Source organism: Nostoc sp., from assembly GCF_036917975.1.
In the GTDB taxonomy this organism is placed as follows: Bacteria; Cyanobacteriota; Cyanobacteriia; order Cyanobacteriales; family Nostocaceae; genus Nostoc.
Map to the genome: position 1 here is coordinate 221,854 of NZ_JBALEJ010000024.1, position 18,176 is coordinate 240,029.

An 18,176-nucleotide genomic window follows, 5' to 3' on the forward strand; every position below is an offset into this window, starting at 1 on the left:
CCTTTGCGTTTAAAAAAAATTATGTCCACCTTACTCCAAACCCTACTCCTAGAAACTCTCCCCAAAGATACAGACCCAATTCTGCATTTATATATCCAAAAACTACTACCATCCCTAGAACAAGAATTTTCCTTAATTTCAGCCTTGGGTGGTTCTTACGAATCACATTATCAAATATTATCTCAGCTTGGCGATCGCTATGCTCAAGAAAACGCACAAAGGTATTCAAACTATGCCGATCAAAATTTACTAGTTCACGTTCTCAATGGCTTACTTACAGCTTGGAACATCAGTAAATATTTACCTCAACCTTTATCAGAGATTGAAAAATATCTACTTTGTTTAGGATTAACATTGCACGATTACAACAAGTATTGCAACGGACAAGGAGAAGAAACACCGAAAAATTGGGAAGTCGAAGAAATTCTTAATCTCTGCCGTGATTTAGGAGAAAAACTCAACTTTGAATTATTTTGGCCAGAATGGCAGGAGTATTTAACAGAAATTGCTTACTTGGCACAAAATACCCAAAACAAAGTTGGCACAAATCTTTACCCTGCTAACTGGCCTCTTCCTAAAATTAAAGATCGTCGCCGTTTAGAAGTTCCCCTACGTCATCTGCTTGCTTTTGGTGATATTGCAGTACATTTTACCGATCCAGCAGATATAGACACTCAAACCGGAGGACAACGACTGCGGGAAAGATTGCGGTATTTAAATATTAATAAAAGCTTGGTTTATCATCGCTTACGAGATACCATCGGTATTTTGAGTAATGGTATTCATAATGCCACAATGAACTTTGCTAAACAACTAAATTGGGAGCCAATTTTATTTTTTGCTCAAGGTGTAATTTATCTAGCATCAGCAGATATTGAAACTCCAGATATTCACGAACTCCAAGAATTTATTTGGAGTCAAGTTAGCGGAGTTTTGGGTAGTAAAATGTTGGGTGGGGATATTGGTTTTAAGCGAGATGGGAAGGGTTTAAAAGTAGCACCGCAAACTTTAGAATTATTTTCCCCAGCCGAACTAATTCCCAAGCTACCACGGGTAATTGAGGTCAAAGTAGCAAATATAAAAGACCCTGCAACTCCCAAACGATTAGAGAAATTATCTTTAACTGAAACTGAGCGAGAATTTATCAATCAAGGTGCGGATATTCGTGCTGATAGAATTGCCGAATTTATCTTTATAACTCAAAAAGAATTTTTTGCTGATTCAATAGAATACATCAATTGGATACTGAATAAATTAGGAATTCAAGACAAAATTTCACCCGAAGAAACCCAAGTTCAATCGGGTGGTGTAAATTATGGCTGGTATCATGCAGCAGCGTATTATGTTGCGAATCACGCAACTTTTAAACCAGAATATATTTCAGAACGCATTGAAATTTGGGCGGAAGATTTAGCTAATTGGGCGAGTGAAAATAACTTATTACCATCACATTCTAGCCCGATTCGTGAGATTTTCTCTGATTATTTAGCGCAATATTTAGAAGTTAAAGGATGGGAAAGTAATCATCCGTCATTTTGTGTAGAGTTTACAGCTTATGCTGATGCGAAAACAAAGCTAGCTAAACAACCAATTTGTTCTTTAAGTTCTGGTGAGTTTGCATCTGAAGATCAGATGGATTCGGTAGTTTTATTTAAACCACAGCAATATAGTAATAAAAATGCCCTTGGAGGTAGACAAATTAAACGGGGAATTTCCAAAATATATGCTCTAGAAATGTTATTGCGACAAGCTTTTTGGTCAGTACCAGCCGGAAAGTTAGAAGAACAACAGCCAGTATTTTTATATATTTTCCCTGCTTATGTCTATTCTCCACAGACGGCTGCTGCTATCAAATTGTTAGTCAATAATATGAAATTTATCAATCTTTGGGATGTCCACAAGCAATGGCTAGAGAAGGAGATGAATATTAATGCTTTGCAATCAATCCCTTGGTTAACTGATGAGGCTAAATTAGGACGCTTTCATGAGGATAAATACAATAAAGAAGATTTGCCTTTTATCGCCATGAGTTACACGACAACAAGGGGGAAAACACTCAGCGATGCTTGGGTACAACCCGCTTTTTTAGCGTTATCGCTACCTATATTGCTAGGAGTAAAGGTCATAGCTACTAGTAGTTCTGTGCCAATTTATAACAGCGATCGCGATTTTAAAGAGTCTGTAATTCTCGATGCACCTGCATCATTTTGGAACTTACTAGGATTATCTAATTCATTGCGTATTCAAGATTTTGAAAATGCCATGCAGCGACTTTTAATTGCCTACAGTTTGCATTTAGATACCCGCAGTTCACCGCCAGATGCTAAGTGGCGAGATTTAATTAAAACAGTGCGGGAGGTGACAACAAATGTACTCAATATTTTTTGTTTAGCAACAGAAGGATTACGGCGTGATAAACGAGATATACCTAGCCAAGAAGAAGTTAAACGTTATTGGCAATACGCCCAATTCTGGGTAAAACAAGATAAATCAGAAACAAATGAAGGAGTTTATTTGATGACATTAATTGAAAAATTGGTAAAACAATATCGCGTGTTTTATCAAGCAAGTCTTGGCGAATCTAGTCACACAATATTACTACCCCTATCCAAAGCATTGGAGATAATTTTGTCAGTTCCCCAACAAGTTGATGTGGATGATTTAATTTTGCAAGCCTCTGGACAAATTAAAGATGCTTTGGCGCGTCAAGAATTTTATAAGCGTCCTTTAATGATGGATAAATCAACAGATAGAACCACAAGAGAAGAACGGGAATTAACTGCAATTCATACGTTTATGACAACCTGTGTCCGCGAATTATTTTTGGAACTTTATAAAGGCGATCGCGCTTTATTACAAGAGAACCGTAACCGGATTAAATCGGGTGCTGAATTTGCTTATCGCTGGTTAGCTTTGCAAGAGAAAACAGCAAAAGTATCCTAACTTTTCATTTTGTATCGTAAATTAAAGGGTTTAAGACCACTACATCTACATGTAGCACCCATTTCAGTCGGGGTTTGTCTTGAGAAATCGCTCCACTTGGGATGCATCCCAAGACCGCGTTTCTCGCTAAATCCCCCGAAGTTGCCACAACACGGGGAACCCGCGCAAGGCACTTCTCTTCTCTACGAGACGCTACGCGAACGTCTTAAATGTCTTTAATTTTGAATTTTGTTAGCGCAGCGTTAGCGAGTCCGCGAGCGTCATTTGGAATTTTGAATTGTTATTACCCTCTCAATATAAATTATCAGGAGCAAAATCATGACTATTCTCACAACCTTAAAATCTGAATTTAAATCGGCATTCCCCCGCTTGGCTTCTGGGAAATATATTCACTTCATTCTGTTACGTCATAGTCAGTCATTCCCTGTATTCCAAACAGATGGAATTCTCAACACAGCACGCACCCAAGCGGGTTTAGGTAATACAGATGAAAGTAAAAAACAAATCAGCCGTTTAGTAATGTTTAAGCGCAAACAAACCACCCCGGAACGACTGGCTGGACGCGAATTACTGCGTGGTTTAAATCTTACCAGCGCGGATGATGTAAATAAAGATAAATACTGCGAATATAATGGTGAGAAATCCTGTAAAAAATGTCCAGATTGTATTATTTATGGCTTTGCGATCGGTGATAGTGGTTCGGAACGTTCTAAAGTGTATTCTGACTCCGCTTTTTCTTTGAGTGCTTACGAATCATCTCATCGCAGTTTTACATTCAATGCACCCTTTGAAGGTGGAACAATGAGTGAAGCTGGCGAAATGCGAAGCAGTATTAACGAATTAGATCACGTTATTCCAGAGGTAACATTTCCCACAATAGAAACTCTACGCGACTCTACTTATGAAGGCTTTCTGTATGTTTTAGGTAATTTATTACGCACTAAAAGATACGGCGCTCAAGAATCGCGCACGGGAACAATGCGAAATTATCTGGCAGGAATTGCATTTTGCGATGGTGAAATATTTAGTAATTTGCATTTGACTCAAGCACTTCACGATGCTTTAAAAGGTGATATCGATGCTCCAATTAGTGATGTTTTACAACACATAGAAACGGTGGCGAATAATTTACTTAATGACGAACCTGTACGCAAAACAAAGTTAATTTTTGGTTCACAGTTAGATGATTTAGTCGCTGAAGTTAACGCACTTTATCAAGATGAAGCGCGTTTATTAGAAACTATAGCTTCACTATATGGACAAACTAAAGCCTATGCAGAATCTTTTGGAGCTTTGAAAAAGAAAGGTAAAACTAATTCGTAATTATCTCGTAGGGTGCGTTATCGCTTCAACGTAACGCACCATCGATAAATTAAGGTGCGTTAGCCTACGGCATAACACACCCTACTTCTACAATCAAAAATTGCTTGCTATGGCACTATATCACTGCACTTTGACGCTACATGATAATGTTTTCTTCGCTACGCGTGAGATGGGAATTCTCTATGAAACTGAAAAATATTTACATAATTGGGGGCTGAGTTTTGCACTGTTTACTATTAATTATATCCCTCAACCATACCGACTGCAAGGAGAATTAGCACAAAAACCAACATATTTAGATGCAAATGCTGAACAAAATTTACTCCATCTCAATCAAGCTGGAATTTATGTATTCCCTGCTCAACCTATCAGTTGGTCTTATCAAATTAATACTTTTAAAGCGGCTCAAGTTGGGTATTATGGCAAGTCAAAACAGTTTGGCGATAAAGGTGCGGATAAAAATTATCCCATTAATTACGGAAGGGCTAAAGAATTAGCTGTAGGTAGTCAATATCGTACTTATATTATCGCCCCAGAAACTATCAAGTTACCACGTTGGATACGTTTGGGTAAATGGGCTTCAAAAATTAGAGTTGAAGCGGTAAAAATTCCTGATAAAGTCATCCAAAATAAATCTGGTGATTACACCTGTCTGCATCCTTTAAACCCGTTAGATTTGCCAACTTCGACTCGAATTCTACTTTATAACCGTATTGTTATGCCGCCTGTGAGTTTGGTAAGTCAGGCGCAGTTACATGGTGAATATTTAGTCACTAAAAAAGATGATTGGCAAGATTTTAAGTCAACGTTGACCACACAGCAAACCCAACAATTACCAGAAGAAATTTATCTACCAACAGGAATATTTTATGGAGCCGGAAACGTCGTTGCAGCAGCATAAATTTTCGACATTACATTCAATTGTTGTTGAACTTGCGGCTGCGGCTGTGGGGGATATTCCCCCTACTTTATCTCGTGCATTACACGCCCTAGTACTCAAATGGTTAGCAGCCGCAAACCCATCTGTAGCTGAAACTATCCATGCAAGTCAAAATCCACCATTGACTATTTCGCCTTTGTTAGGAAATCGCCGTCAAGCTGGGGTGCGTGTAGGAGATTATTTTTATTTTCGCATTAGTTTATTAGATGGTGCTTTAGTTGAACCGTTGATGCGCGGGTTTGAATGTTCAGAAACTCAATCTTTAGTATTAGCAGATTTCCCGTTTGTACTGCGTCATCTCTACGCACTACCGGGAATGCACCAATTAGCAGGTGCGGCTGATTATGCTTTATTATCTCATCCAGCGCAGGTTTTAAATGATATTGAATTGCATTTTTTATCTGCTACAAGTTTCAAACAAAATAAAAGTGTGCAGACATTTCCATTACCCGAATTAGTATTTAACTCGCTACATCGGCGGTGGAATATTTTTGCACCGGAACAATATCATCTTCCTAATTGTGAATGGAATGCTTTGGTGACAGCCTACGAACTCAAAACTTATGCCCTGAAGATGGAAGGAGGTACGGAAGTTGGGGCACAGGGTTGGGTTTGTTACCGATTTAGTGATGCTGAAACGGCACGAATTGCGACTATTTTGGCAAACTTTGCCTTCTTTGCGGGGGTAGGACGTAAAACTGCGATGGGAATGGGACAGACGCAAATAGCGAATTCAAAATTCAAAATTCAAAATTCAAAAAAAAAGTGAAAAGATAAATGGACGAAAAATACTATCTACCCCTAGCTTATTTAAATGCTTGGGAATATTGCCCGCGTCGTTTTTTTCTGGAATACGAACTTGGGGAAAATGCCGATAACGAACATATAATTATTGGTCGTCATCTGCACCGCAATGTTGATGATGAAGGCAAATCTGTTGAAGGTGATAAGGTAATTTATCGACATCAGTGGGTGTGGTGCGATCGCCTCTTAATCAACGGTATCATTGATGCGGTAGAAGAAATAGATCGCCAGCTAATCCCTTTGGAATTTAAAAAGGGACGCATGGCCAACCACCTCAGCGACCATTTCCAACTCTGCGGGGCGGCTTTGTGTTTAGAAGAACGCACTGGAGATTCCATTCCCTACGGAGAAATTTTTTACTACGCCAACCGCCGCCGCCAACGAGTAAACTTTACTCCCGAATTGCGACAAGCCACAGAACAAGCAATTCAGGCGGCGCGGGCTGCACTTGGCAAAGCAATGCCACCACCAATTGACCACCCAAAAAAGTGTCAAGATTGCAGCTTGCAGAAAATTTGCTTGCCAAAAGAAATCAAAAAATTACGTCTGGAAGGCCTTCTCTAAACTTCTCCCCTCGGTGTACACACAAGTAGCCTGGGCAGGCTTAGGGAGAGATAGCCCTTTCAAGGTCGGTAAAAATTTTGATCAAAAAATTCCTCTTTAATCTCTTAACTCTGTGTTCTCTGCGTCTCTGTGGTTAAATAAATCACTTCTAAACCGCAGAGGCACAGAGAACGCAGAGAGAAAAACAGAGATTTTACGAGTCACATTAAAAGGGCTAGTTAGGGAGGGGTTAGGTTTTGAACAATTACAAAGGAAAAACATGTCTATTCTCTACGTCACTCAACCCGATGCAGTTTTAAGTAAAGCTGCGGAAGCTTTTAAAGTCGCCTTAAAACAAGAAGATGGCAACTGGGAGAAAAAATCAGTTCCCGCCCAAACTGTCGAACAAGTCGTATTGATGGGAAATCCCCAGATGACTGGCGATGCTTTAGTATATGCTTTGGAATTGGGAATGCCTGTACATTACCTTTCTGGCTTCGGTAAATATTTAGGTTCGGCGCTTCCGGGATACTCGCGTAATGGTCAGTTGCGGCTAGCACAATATGCTGCTTACTGTGATGCAGCCCATCGTTTGGAGATTGTCAAAACTATTGTGACGGGCAAAATCCACAATCAATATAGTGTTTTATACCGCCACGACCAAAAAGACAATCCCCTAAAATCTCGCAAACAGCTAGTTAAAGAAAAAACAACCCTCGATGAAGTCCGTGGGGTTGAAGGATTAGCTGCACGAGAATATTTTGCGGCTTGGTCGGTGATGCTTGAGGAACAATGGTCATTTAATGGCAGAAATCGTCGTCCTCCCACTGATGCGGTCAATGCTTTATTGGGGTTTGCTTATGGACTTTTGCAAGTTCAGGTAACGGCTGCGGTACATATCGCTGGTTTAGACCCTTACGTTGGTTATTTGCACGAAGCCACTAGAGGACAACCTGCAATGGTTCTCGATTTAATGGAAGAATTTCGCCCGTTGGTTGCGGATAATTTGATACTTTCGGTTATCAGTCACAAAGAAATTAAACCCGATGATTTTACTGATAATCTCGGTGCTTATCGACTTTCCGAAGCCGGACGCAAACAATTTTTGCAAGCATGGGAACGAAAAATGAATGACGAGTTTAAGCATCCCACCTTTGGCTATCATTGCAGCTATCGTCGTGCTATTGAATTGCAAGCACGTTTATTAAGTCGGCATTTACAAGAAGGGGTTCCCTATAAAGCCCTAACACTGCGATGAGTACTTTGTTTTATCTCATAATTTACGATTTGCCCGATAGTAAAGCGGCGAATAAGCGGCGAACAAAACTACATAAAATGCTTTCCGGTTATGGAACTTGGACACAGTACAGCGTTTTTGAATGTTTTTTGACTGCCATGCAGTTTGCTAAACTAAAGGTTCAAGTTGAAAATTTGATTAAACCAGCCGAAGATTCAGTACGTATCTATGTTTTGGATGCTGGAGCGGTGCGTAAGACTATTACCTACGGTTCCGAGCAACCTCGACAAGAAGAGACGATAATAGTATGATGTTAATATAATGGCGGTGAAATTTTTTGGCAGGGCAAAGCACGGGCGAAAACCCCCCACCTCCCGCCAAATCGACAGAACCTTGACAAGTTAATACTTTCAGCGTTTTACGTATGAATGTAGAGCCTACGAATGAATCCCGGAAACGGACTTTTAAATTAGACCTGCCAAAATTGCTGGCGGGAATGGCTCTATATTTAGCTTCTGGCTCGCGGACTTTCAAATAAATGATTCCCGGCAACGGGATTGAAACCTTAATCGCTTGCTCAGGATTTGGTCTTTGTCGAAACTTTCAAATAAATGATTCCCGGCAACGGGATTGAAACAAGAGACGGGAGACAACATAACTGACAAAAACTTTCAAATAAATGATTCCCGGCAACGGGATTGAAACGGATCTCATGTTGTCCAGGTACTTGACCGGGAAACTTTCAAATAAATGATTCCCGGCAACGGGATTGAAACTATCATCCCAGGCACTTTAAAAAAGCATCACAAAACTTACTTCCGACTTCTTTAAAAAGCTTATCCTCAAATATCCCCTTGATTTCCAGTTATCATGCCTTTGGAACGATATTTGCTTAGTTTTTTCATTAATGAGAAAATATTCATGAGATACAAACTCTTGGGCAAAAGCGGGTTAAGAGTCTCGGAACTCTCCTTGGGAACTATGACCTTTGGTGAAGATTGGGGCTGGGGTGCATCTGTTGACGAAAGTCGTAAAATCTTTGATAGCTATGTAGAAGCAGGGGGCAATTTCATTGACACCGCCAACGGTTATACCGATGGTAGCAGTGAAAAAATTGTCGGTGAGTTGATTGCTAAAGAACGGGAACGCTTTGTAGTTGCGACAAAATATTCCTTTCCCTTACGAATGAATGACAAAAAGGGCGACCCTAACGCCAGTGGAAACCATCGCAAGAATTTAATTCAGTCTTTAGAAGGTAGCCTGAAACGGCTGAATACCGATTACATTGATTTATTTTGGTTGCACGCTTGGGATTTTACAACACCGATTGAAGAAGTCTTGCGATCGCTTGATGATGTAGTCCGTCAAGGTAAAGTACTTTACATCGGTATTTCTGATACACCCGCTTGGATCGTTTCTCAAGCAAATACCATCGCCCATTACCAAGGATGGACACAGTTTATCGCCCTGCAAATTGAGTATAGTTTAATTCAGCGAACACCAGAACGAGACTTGCTACCACTGGCCAAAGCCTTTGATTTAGCAGTAACACCGTGGTCGCCTTTAGGTCGTGGTGTGCTGACAGGTAAGTATAATCAGCCTCCTCAAGAGGGTAGCGAACAGGGGCGATTAGCAAATGCAGCTTTAGGAACTATTTCAGAACGAAATTTAGCGATCGCTCAAGTTGTCAGTGAAGTTGCAGGAGAAATTGGCCATACACCCTCACAGGTAGCATTAGCTTGGTTACTAGCTCAAAGTGGTGTGATTATTCCGATTATTGGGGCACGTAAATTAACTCAGGTTCAAGACAACTTAGCTTCCTTAGAAGTCCGCCTCTCCCCAGAACATCTGCAACGCTTAGATGAAGTGAGTAAAATTGAATTGGGTTTCCCCCATGACTTTTTGCAGAATGATACAATTCGCGATCGCCTTTTCGGTGGTACATTTAACACCATAGAAAACCATCGCAGTTAACCCAATAGTCATTAACAGTAACACATTCAGGCGTTAATATAATCTGTCGCCAGAGAGTTTCGCACAGCCACCCCAAATCTGTAAAGTTAGATATAAAAGGCATTAACTTAGAACTATGACCGACAACACCATTTCATCACGTCTGTACCCCACCCGCATTGACATTCCCGCCGAAGCGCGTGTGCAAATCGTGGTACTTCTCAACCAAACCTTGGCAGCTACTTCGGATCTAAAAACCCAAGCCAAGCAAGCGCACTGGAATGTTAAAGGAACTGACTTCTATCAGCTACACCTATTATTTGATGAAATTGCTGGAGAATTGGAAGAGTTCATCGATCTAGTAGCTGAACGCGTCACAGCTTTAGGCGGATACGCTTTTGGAACAGTTCGCGCCGCAGCTAGTAATTCGATCCTGCCAGAATACCCCTTAGATATTTTGGATGGCAAAGACCATGTGACAGCCTTGGCAGATCGCTTTGCATCCTATGCTAAACATCTCCGGGAAGCGATCGATAAAACTGATGAATTAGGCGACCTGGATACTGCCGACCTTTACACCGAAATTTCCCGCACCATTGACAAACGACTCTGGTTCTTAGAAGCTCATCTGCAAGTAGCAGAAATTAAGGCAGAGAATGGCAAAGCGGCGGCTACTACTAAAACTCAAAAGATCCCTGCTGGTGTAAAATAAGCACTTTTGAGAAACACTAGATTTAGTAGTAGTCTGTCAATGAAATAATTGATGGGTAAATTACTTGTAGAGACGGCGATTTATCGCGTCTCTCTAACCATCAAAATGAATTTGACAGACTACTAACGGCATGTCAAGCAGAAAAAATTGTAGGTTGGGTGGAGCGGAGCGCAACCCAACTATCAGGATGTTGGGTTACGCAAAGCCTCCACCCAACCTACGTCTAATGCACTATTTTAACCTTGCCACGCCACTAGCAGCTAATCTTGTTGTTCACAAATTGAAATTGCAGTAATTTAGTTTTCAAAGAGTGTATCCCATTCAATTGAAAACATCTCTTAAATCTTACAGTATCTTTTTAGTAAGTACGCCACTTTTAAGTGCGTACTTTTCATTTTATATGTATATAATTTACTATTTAAATAGTTACAAATTAGGTCTAATCAATCAGAATTCTCAATCTAAATTCTTCTAAAAACAATTAACAACGAGGTAAATTTATGTCTCAAAATACAATTACCCACTTAATTCACGATCGCAATGCCCGTGGTCACGCTAAAATGGGCTGGCTCGATAGTTATCACACATTTTCCTTTGGTAGTTTTTACGATCCCAACCGCATGGGATTTCGCTCTCTGCGCGTGATCAACGACGATCGCGTTGCCCCTGGTGCTGGATTCCCTACCCACAGTCATCGTGACATGGAAATCCTCACTTATATCTTAGAAGGTGCTGTAGAGCATAAAGACAGCTTGGGTACTGGATCGGTGATTCGCCCTGGTGATGCCCAAATTATGAGCGCTGGAACTGGGATCAGCCACAGTGAATTTAATCCTTCACCAACTGAACCACTGCACTTACTACAAATCTGGATTCTCCCCGATCGAGAAGGAATAACGCCAAGATATGAACAAAAAACTTTTCCTCTCGAAGAAAAGCAAGGCAAACTCCGCTTAATCGCTGCTAAAGATGGACGCGATGGTGCTGTGACAATTCACCAAGATGTTGATTTATACACATCGGTTTTAGAGTCAGGTGATGTTGTTAATTATCAAGTAAAAAGCGATCGCTACGCCTGGTTACAAATAGCGCGAGGCATAGTCAACTTAAATGGCGAGGAACTCAGAGCCGGTGATGGTGTACAAATCAACGGCAAAGAACAGCTAGAAATTAGCACCAACATCGGCGGCGAAATCTTGCTTTTCGATTTAGGCTAATTTTTAAGTCTGTTTGCTAAAACTGGCTAATAGCTTAAGTCTACTGAAGTAGACTGGAGATTTTTGGCGATATAGGCGATATATTAGTCATCTGAAGATGACTTTAGCTATGAGACGGGAATTGAAATTCCCGTCGGACAAGCGGTTTCACGTTAAGTTGACACTAATGTACATGAATTGCCCCTAATTGCTTCATCCTGTCTCTAGCTTCCCTCTCCTTTATAAGGAGAGGGATTGAGGGTGAGGTAAACCAGGGACATAAATTGTATGTATCCCTTTTATAGTAAAAAAGTACTACTGTGAAAATCATTTTACTTCAACAGAAGCACTCAATTTGCTTGCAAACCATACCTATAGCGAAATTCAAACGGCTGTAGCAAAACATCCGAAGACTTTAGAGCAAGCATTATTAAAACTATATCTAAATCACGGTTATACTTTCTCATAAAACCAACAAAACAACTGGGCGGCAAATGTCCAAAAAGTTCTTAGTTTGGGAAAGATGTATCAGACTTTAATAATTATTAGAGGTGGCTGTAATGCCGACGATTCATTTTGTGGATGGAGAAAAAGGCGGGGTAGGAAAATCTCTCTTTACCAGGACAATGATTCAGTACTGCCTGGATAAGAAAATCCCGTTCGTACCAGTGGAGACAGATAGATCGAATCCAGATGTTGCGGGAGTATATAAGGAGATATGTAAATATGCCGTTTTTAGTGAAAATGAACGACAGTCAAATAAGGCAGATAGAATATTTGAGTGGGCGATAGAGAAGCCAGTAATTGTGAATTTAGCTGCACAATCCCATAGAGCAGTACAAGGATGGATTGAATCTAACCAATTAATTGAACTAGGAAGTTCGCAGGGAGTAACGTTTTGCAAATGGTTTGTATCCACAGGAGGATACGACAGCATCAACCTATTTACTCAGTCAGTGAATACCTACGGTGATAAAATCCCCCATATTCTGGTGAGGAATTTAGGGCTGTGTGATGATTGGGAGCATCTAGAGTCAGACTCCAACTTTCAGAACATAGTCAATAAATATCAGATAAGAGTTATGGATTTTCCGAAGTTAGCATATAGAGAAAGAAACATAATTGACCAAAATCGCCTAACGTTTGCAGAGGCTAGAGAGTATAAAGAATTTGGGATAATTGGGAAACAGAGAGTGGTAAATTTTCTGAAGCTTGCTTATGGTGCTTTTGAGAAAGTAGGTATCTGGTATGAAAAACTTGAATAGTTTTGCCGTCAGCTTGTGTTGGTAGGTTTTTGATAAGCTAAAAAACATCTAATTTGCATAATCGAATTAAACATAACTCTTGTGGGGTGGGCATCTTGACATTGGTGTGAACTTAACGTGAAAGCAAGTCTAGAACTAGCTTTTAGATTACCTCGTTCCCAGTCTCCGACTGGGAATGCTCATCATTGAGGCTCTGCCTCTTTTGCTGGCGGCAGAGCCGCCAAGAGCAGCATTTCCAGCCGGAGGCTGGAAACGAGGTTTTAAAAGAGTTTCAGCTTAAGTTGACACCAATGGCATCTTGCCCCCCCAGCTTATGCAATTTAAATATGGAACAGCTTATGAGTGAAAAAGCAAGGGAGCAGGAGAGAGAACCATCCACAAGGGACAAGGTTTTTACCTCCGAACCGCAGGGGGAAACTCTATCTTCCCCCTGCCTCTTGTGAATTTGACTACAATCCTTAGAAAGAGTAGCAAAAACCTAAATGTCTAAAAAGTCCGATTCTCAGTTCCAAAATCTCTTTAGTTCACCCAAATCAAGCAACTGGGACGAAAGATTAGCCCAAATAGCCTATCGCTTTAACCGCGAGTATCAACGTGAAACCTTTGAACTCCCAGAAGAAGTACAAGCGATGCCGATATTTCGCGAGTGGATTGCTGGGAGTTTCTCAGGGAGAATTGCTTCACCTTTCTGGGAAATTGCTAAACCTCAAAAAAACCAGCACTGTATAGATATTGGCTGTGGGATCAGCTTTTTAATTTATCCTTGGCGGGATTGGCAAGCATTTTTTCATGGGCAAGAAATCAGTAATGTGGCGCGGGATACCCTTAATTCCCGTGGGCCACAGTTGAATTCTAAGCTGTTCAAAGGTGTTGAGTTGGGGGCAGCCCATCAGTTAAACTACTCACCAGAGGAATTTGACATTGCGATCGCCACAGGATTTAGCTGCTATTATCCACTCGAATATTGGGATGCTGTACTAGCAGAAGTCAAGCGGGTATTAAAACCAGGCGGACATTTTGTGTTTGACGTTCTCAATCCAGAACAGCCTTTAGCAGAAGATTGGGCAGTTCTAGAAACCTATTTGGGTGCTGAAGTGTTTTTAGAGCCTTTGGCTAAGTGGGAAAAAACCATTAAAGCGACTGGTGCTAAAATAGTGACGCAGAAATCAGGGGAATTATTCGAGTTGTATAAAATCCGATTTTAAAAATCTTAGGGACTTCCAAGAAATAAATTATTCAAGGAAACGAACCACAGAGACGCAGAGAACACAGAGGGAAGAGAAGTAGAGAGGATTTTTGCGTCAGTTTTGGGATATTTTTTTATTTGGAAGTCCCTTACAGCAGATTTCAAATTGGTGAGGTACACAAGCTAAGTCTATTACCCAAGTATAAAGCGTGTTTTACTCTTGAATTCTGTTAGCGTAGCGGGGCGTAGCCCATTCTGAATTCAGAATTCTGAATTCTGCTGTATTACTCAGGGATAAGTGGACTCATGGGATCTAAAGAAGTTGTAAAAACAAAATAGATTACCCCAGTTCCGAGAATCATCACAGCCAGACTGAACAGCAATACCCAACGGTCTGTTGGTTCATAAGTATCTTCTTCGATATCACGACGGACAGCAAAATAGTGTGACGTTGAGAGCCAGACTGTGATTAAACCCACCAGCGAGAAGACTAAACCTAACTTCCAGCCATTGCCAGGACGGGGTACTAAAGGTACTTGGAAGGCACGCAAACGCACGATAACGACACCAAAACCTAAAAGAGCGATCCCTGTCCGCATCCAAGCGAGGTAGGTACGCTCATTTGCCAAGTGATCTCGGACTCTAGATGGATTCAGTCGTCCTGGCTTTTTTTTCTCTTTATCTTCTTCTGTAGGTTTCAATTTTAACTGCATCAATAACACCCTTATCCCCAAAGCGGCTCTTATCAAAAAAATGCGAAGGTAGTAGGAAATCTCTTTCCAAATAACTCGCACAGAGCGCAATATTTACGCTACTGAAATATGCCTGTTGTGATTGTACATTTTTTTCAAAATTTATTTTAATGCAGATATCGAAAGAAAACAAGCCTGACTGAATAATTCGGAATTTGTAATTGATGGTACAGACAACCTGTCAGCAATCAGAGGTCATAAAAAAATAGCCAAGATCAGAGAGATTTTTCACCAGTGCATGTCCTGTTTTTTCTCTGAAATTGGCTGTTACCCTGTTGAAATTGAGAACAATCTATAAACAGTTATCAGTCTAAATCCCTTATCACACGCCTAGTAACTGTTTAGTGTTCAATGATTTAAGACTTCATGGTAGGCGCATTGGGAACGCGTGTATCTATTAGAGCTTGTGATACATTCGGGATAAACCAGTTAACTTCGTTAGCTTTGACAATTTGAGCATTAGGAACGTTGATTTCAATTGCAGCATTATTTGGATTAGTCTTAATCGCTAACTTACTGCCATCAGGTATTTTGATCGCTACTGCCTCTGTAAATTCTTGAGCTTGTCCATCTGCGGTTAAACCTGAAATTGTGACATCATTTGGGAGATAGAAACCATCACAATCCCAGTTATTTTTAGTGGACTGACCATCAGCTAAAAAATATAAACCGTTGTCGTATACGGCATCTTCATTCTCTTCGCCGTTTGGGATTTTACCATATACTGCTACAGTATTACCTGTTTTGTTTTCACATTGACCCCAGTTGATTCCTGTCTCTAAAGCATATTTTTGGAATGCTAAATCATCAATTTTCTGCTGAATTTCTTCTGGGGTGACACCTTCTACTTGAGTTTGGGCTTCTTTTGCCTGAGTCAATTCATTAATTGCTTTCGTGACTTCGATGTAATCAGGGTTTTTGCTAAATTTTGGTCTATCAGCAAAAGAAGGTTGAGCAAAGGCGAGATTGGCGATAATTATTAAGAGAATTAGCAGAGATTTCCAGATTTTCATGTTTTCATTCCTGTTGATGGCTAAGATATTTTGCAGTTTGAGATTCATTTAGACACTTAACTTTTCTTGATCTTCACTTGACTGTTGAGTATTGAAACCTAAAATTAATGAGAATATATAACTAGAAACTACAGATAAAAGAGTCCAAGTAACATTTTCGGTGACAATAAACACGCCCAAACCAATTAAGATACAAGGTACAAAGGTGTTGCCATTTTCAGTTAAAAAGTTGGCGATCGCAGGTAAGTAGGTTAACTTGTAAGCGGTATAACACCATACACCTACCATTGTAAAAAATACACCTAGTATTACCAGCAGACTATCTAATTCCGAGTTGGCAAACAAAGGCACATAGACGCTGATATTATCACTGCCATTAGCAAAGGCGATCGCAGCGACATTGCAAGTTTGTGGAGAAATAAAATTTCTAATTATAGAGGGACAAGACGGTTCAGCTTCTTCGGCTTCCTCTTGTGAATCCTCTTCGCGTTTTAGTAAACTGCTTACACCAATGATTATGGGCATTAAGCCAAGTAGTCTAATCCAGTCCTGCGGTACGATCATTCCACCGAAGAAACCGGGAAGGCTAGCAACGATCAATACTGCAAAACCGAGATACTGACCAGCCAGGATATGACGACTACGGAACGTTTTACTTATTTGTGAAAAAAGCAACGTCAGAATGACAATATCATCGATGTTGGTGGCAGTGAATGCGGTAATCCCTGTGGTAATTGCAGTTACTAAATCGCTCATTTTTGGAAGTCCTTATTTTGATGCTTGGGCATTGGGCAATTCATTTTGGATTTTGGATTGAGGATTTTGGATTAAATTTCAATCTAAAATCTAAAATCTAAAATTCTTGCTCCTCTGCTCTCTACTTGGCCGTTTGAGTCCGTGCCGAAGCCTTGATTTATACTTTAGTCAAATTAACCGATAGAATCAAATGCTTTTATTTGTCAAAATGATAAATGAAAGTGATTAAAATTTTGACACCAAGTTGTAGGGATACCATAAATGGCAGGAATGACGCTTGAGCAGCTAAAAATCTTTCTGGCTGTGGCGCAGCACTTACACTTTACTCGTGCAGCTGAGGAGCTTTATATTACACAACCTGCCGTCAGTGCAGCGATTCACAACTTAGAGCAAGAATACGGTGTGAAACTATTCCATCGGATTGGTCGTCACATCGAGATTGCTGAGGCGGGTAAATTACTACAAGTAGAAGCACAGAAAATTCTCGATCAAGTTTCCTTGACTGAAAGGGGATTGCGAGAATTGAACAATCTGCAACGGGGTGAATTGAAATTAGGGTCGAGTCTGACAATTGGCAACTACTGGCTACCAAGTAAGATTAGTGACTTTAAGAGCCAATATCCTGGTATTCAGATTGACTGCACCCTTGCCAATGCCGAAACGATTTGTGTCGGTACAGCGATGGGACAGTTTGATTTAGGTTTGGTGGAAGGAGATGTGAAGCCAGCACTTCAGAATACTCTAGAATACGAAATAGTGGGGAGCGATCGCTTGCAAATTGTGGTTGGTCAAAAACACCCTTGGTTTGAGTGGGGAGAAGTTGACTTAAGCCAACTAACTCAAACTCCTTGGGTAATGCGGGTGCGGGAATCGGGAACACAGCAAAGATTTGAGGAAGCCTTGCAAAATTGGGGGATTAACCTCAGTGAACTGAATGTAATTTTAGTATTTACCAGTGGCGAGATGGCAAAAGCCGCGGTTGAAAATGGCGTGGGTGCAACTGGAATTTCTGAGTTGATGGTAAAAAAAGAAATCCAGTTGGGAACTCTGCGGGCAATTCGAGTTATTGATAATAGAGAAGGTAAAGGTGCAATTGCAGAAATAGTCCGACCTTTTTTCAAACTCAAGCATCGTCAGCGTTTTCAAACTGCTCTTTCTAAAGTCTTTGAGCAAATGTTGATATCGTCTATGTTAGATGGCTCATATCAGCATTTATCAAAATCAGTTATTTAAAGTTTTACAGCTATTTTCACGTAAATAGACCACGCAGTAGGGGCACAGCAATGCTCATTGGTGTCAACTTAAGCTGAAACCTTTTTCAAATCTCGTTTCCAGCCTCCGGCTGGAAATGCAACTCAAAAGCGGCTCTGCCGCAAGTTCGAGAGGCGGAGCCTCAAAGACAAGCATTCCCAGTCGGAGACTGGGAACGAGACAATCTAAAAGCTGGTTCTAGGCTTGCTTTCACGTTAAGTTGACACCTATGAGTATTGCTGTGCCCTTACGACAGATGTGGTTAAAATACATAAAAACTGCTGTAACAAAAAAGAATTCAG

General features: G+C 40.6%; 16 protein-coding genes. 13 read left to right on the forward strand and 3 right to left on the reverse strand.

The genetic code is table 11. The annotated features are described in order from the left end of the window. The first annotated feature begins 21 nt into the window (after positions 1-21). The 12 genes from cas10d to V7K76_RS09540 all read left to right on the forward strand — a co-directional run bounded on the left by cas10d (position 22) and on the right by V7K76_RS09540 (position 14,121). On the forward strand, positions 22-2,943 hold the full coding sequence (cas10d, locus tag V7K76_RS09485; RefSeq protein WP_334776406.1) for a type I-D CRISPR-associated protein Cas10d/Csc3: 2,922 nt from the start codon (positions 22-24) through the stop codon (positions 2,941-2,943). Between the two features lie 318 nt (positions 2,944-3,261). After that, positions 3,262-4,266 carry a type I-D CRISPR-associated protein Cas7/Csc2 gene (gene cas7d / locus V7K76_RS09490; RefSeq protein WP_334776407.1) on the forward strand — a complete coding sequence of 335 codons (1,005 nt, stop codon included), beginning with the start codon at positions 3,262-3,264 and terminating at the stop codon, positions 4,264-4,266. A 109-nt stretch (positions 4,267-4,375) separates the two neighbouring features. Then, a complete protein-coding gene (gene cas5d, locus V7K76_RS09495) occupies positions 4,376-5,167 on the forward strand; it encodes a type I-D CRISPR-associated protein Cas5/Csc1 (protein WP_334776408.1) in 792 nt (263 codons plus the stop codon). Then, on the forward strand, positions 5,136-5,975 hold the full coding sequence (cas6, locus tag V7K76_RS09500) for a CRISPR system precrRNA processing endoribonuclease RAMP protein Cas6 (RefSeq protein WP_334776409.1): 840 nt from the start codon (positions 5,136-5,138) through the stop codon (positions 5,973-5,975). Before cas5d ends, cas6 begins: the two co-directional genes overlap by 32 nt. 8 nt (positions 5,976-5,983) lie before the next feature. After that, on the forward strand, positions 5,984-6,574 hold the full coding sequence (cas4, locus tag V7K76_RS09505; RefSeq protein WP_334776410.1) for a CRISPR-associated protein Cas4: 591 nt from the start codon (positions 5,984-5,986) through the stop codon (positions 6,572-6,574). Between the two features lie 259 nt (positions 6,575-6,833). After that, positions 6,834-7,811: a type I-D CRISPR-associated endonuclease Cas1d gene (gene cas1d / locus V7K76_RS09510; RefSeq protein ID WP_334776411.1), complete on the forward strand. Its 978-nt coding sequence runs from the start codon at positions 6,834-6,836 to the stop codon at positions 7,809-7,811. Beyond that, complete coding sequence (gene cas2 / locus V7K76_RS09515; RefSeq protein ID WP_334776412.1) at positions 7,808-8,101, forward strand: CRISPR-associated endonuclease Cas2; 294 nt, start codon at positions 7,808-7,810, stop codon at positions 8,099-8,101. The genes cas1d and cas2 overlap by 4 nt, the downstream gene beginning before the upstream one ends. A 610-nt stretch (positions 8,102-8,711) precedes the next feature. Beyond that, positions 8,712-9,764 (forward strand): aldo/keto reductase, encoded by a 1,053-nt coding sequence (locus V7K76_RS09520; RefSeq protein WP_334776413.1) that lies wholly within the window; start codon positions 8,712-8,714, stop codon positions 9,762-9,764. Between the two features lie 115 nt (positions 9,765-9,879). Continuing rightward, entirely contained in the window at positions 9,880-10,455 is a 576-nt protein-coding gene (gene dps / locus V7K76_RS09525) for a DNA starvation/stationary phase protection protein Dps (protein WP_334776414.1), read from the forward strand. A 500-nt stretch (positions 10,456-10,955) separates the two neighbouring features. Further along, positions 10,956-11,672 (forward strand): pirin family protein, encoded by a 717-nt coding sequence (locus tag V7K76_RS09530; RefSeq protein ID WP_334776415.1) that lies wholly within the window; start codon positions 10,956-10,958, stop codon positions 11,670-11,672. Positions 11,673-12,211: 539 nt separating this feature from the next. Next, positions 12,212-12,916 carry a mobilization protein gene (locus tag V7K76_RS09535; protein WP_334776416.1) on the forward strand — a complete coding sequence of 235 codons (705 nt, stop codon included), beginning with the start codon at positions 12,212-12,214 and terminating at the stop codon, positions 12,914-12,916. A gap of 482 nt (positions 12,917-13,398) precedes the next feature. Continuing rightward, positions 13,399-14,121, forward strand: coding sequence for a class I SAM-dependent methyltransferase (locus tag V7K76_RS09540; protein WP_334776417.1), 723 nt, complete (start codon positions 13,399-13,401; stop codon positions 14,119-14,121). Positions 14,122-14,386: 265 nt separating this feature from the next. Here V7K76_RS09540 and V7K76_RS09545 read toward each other — a convergent pair whose 3' ends face one another. The 3 genes from V7K76_RS09545 to V7K76_RS09555 all read right to left on the reverse strand — a co-directional run bounded on the left by V7K76_RS09545 (position 14,387) and on the right by V7K76_RS09555 (position 16,623). After that, entirely contained in the window at positions 14,387-14,815 is a 429-nt protein-coding gene (locus V7K76_RS09545) for a YidH family protein (protein WP_334776418.1), read from the reverse strand. 395 nt (positions 14,816-15,210) lie between these two features. After that, entirely contained in the window at positions 15,211-15,867 is a 657-nt protein-coding gene (locus V7K76_RS09550) for a hypothetical protein (RefSeq protein WP_334776419.1), read from the reverse strand. Positions 15,868-15,915: 48 nt separating this feature from the next. Further along, complete coding sequence (locus tag V7K76_RS09555; RefSeq protein ID WP_334776420.1) at positions 15,916-16,623, reverse strand: cadmium resistance transporter; 708 nt, start codon at positions 16,621-16,623, stop codon at positions 15,916-15,918. A gap of 261 nt (positions 16,624-16,884) precedes the next feature. On the opposite strand from V7K76_RS09555, the gene V7K76_RS09560 reads away from it, so the two are divergent. After that, positions 16,885-17,856 carry a LysR substrate-binding domain-containing protein gene (locus V7K76_RS09560; RefSeq protein WP_334776421.1) on the forward strand — a complete coding sequence of 324 codons (972 nt, stop codon included), beginning with the start codon at positions 16,885-16,887 and terminating at the stop codon, positions 17,854-17,856. Positions 17,857-18,176 lie beyond the last annotated feature (320 nt).

Coding starts and splice junctions, on each gene's coding strand:
- cas10d (WP_334776406.1), top strand. CDS start 22: ATGTCCACCTTACTCCAAACCCTACTCCTAGAAACTCTCCCCAAAGAT.
- cas7d (WP_334776407.1), top strand. CDS start 3,262: ATGACTATTCTCACAACCTTAAAATCTGAATTTAAATCGGCATTCCCC.
- cas5d (WP_334776408.1), top strand. CDS start 4,376: ATGGCACTATATCACTGCACTTTGACGCTACATGATAATGTTTTCTTC.
- cas6 (WP_334776409.1), top strand. CDS start 5,136: ATGGAGCCGGAAACGTCGTTGCAGCAGCATAAATTTTCGACATTACAT.
- cas4 (WP_334776410.1), top strand. CDS start 5,984: ATGGACGAAAAATACTATCTACCCCTAGCTTATTTAAATGCTTGGGAA.
- cas1d (WP_334776411.1), top strand. CDS start 6,834: ATGTCTATTCTCTACGTCACTCAACCCGATGCAGTTTTAAGTAAAGCT.
- cas2 (WP_334776412.1), top strand. CDS start 7,808: ATGAGTACTTTGTTTTATCTCATAATTTACGATTTGCCCGATAGTAAA.
- V7K76_RS09520 (WP_334776413.1), top strand. CDS start 8,712: ATGAGATACAAACTCTTGGGCAAAAGCGGGTTAAGAGTCTCGGAACTC.
- dps (WP_334776414.1), top strand. CDS start 9,880: ATGACCGACAACACCATTTCATCACGTCTGTACCCCACCCGCATTGAC.
- V7K76_RS09530 (WP_334776415.1), top strand. CDS start 10,956: ATGTCTCAAAATACAATTACCCACTTAATTCACGATCGCAATGCCCGT.
- V7K76_RS09535 (WP_334776416.1), top strand. CDS start 12,212: ATGCCGACGATTCATTTTGTGGATGGAGAAAAAGGCGGGGTAGGAAAA.
- V7K76_RS09540 (WP_334776417.1), top strand. CDS start 13,399: ATGTCTAAAAAGTCCGATTCTCAGTTCCAAAATCTCTTTAGTTCACCC.
- V7K76_RS09545 (WP_334776418.1), bottom strand. CDS start 14,815: ATGCAGTTAAAATTGAAACCTACAGAAGAAGATAAAGAGAAAAAAAAG.
- V7K76_RS09550 (WP_334776419.1), bottom strand. CDS start 15,867: ATGAAAATCTGGAAATCTCTGCTAATTCTCTTAATAATTATCGCCAAT.
- V7K76_RS09555 (WP_334776420.1), bottom strand. CDS start 16,623: ATGAGCGATTTAGTAACTGCAATTACCACAGGGATTACCGCATTCACT.
- V7K76_RS09560 (WP_334776421.1), top strand. CDS start 16,885: ATGGCAGGAATGACGCTTGAGCAGCTAAAAATCTTTCTGGCTGTGGCG.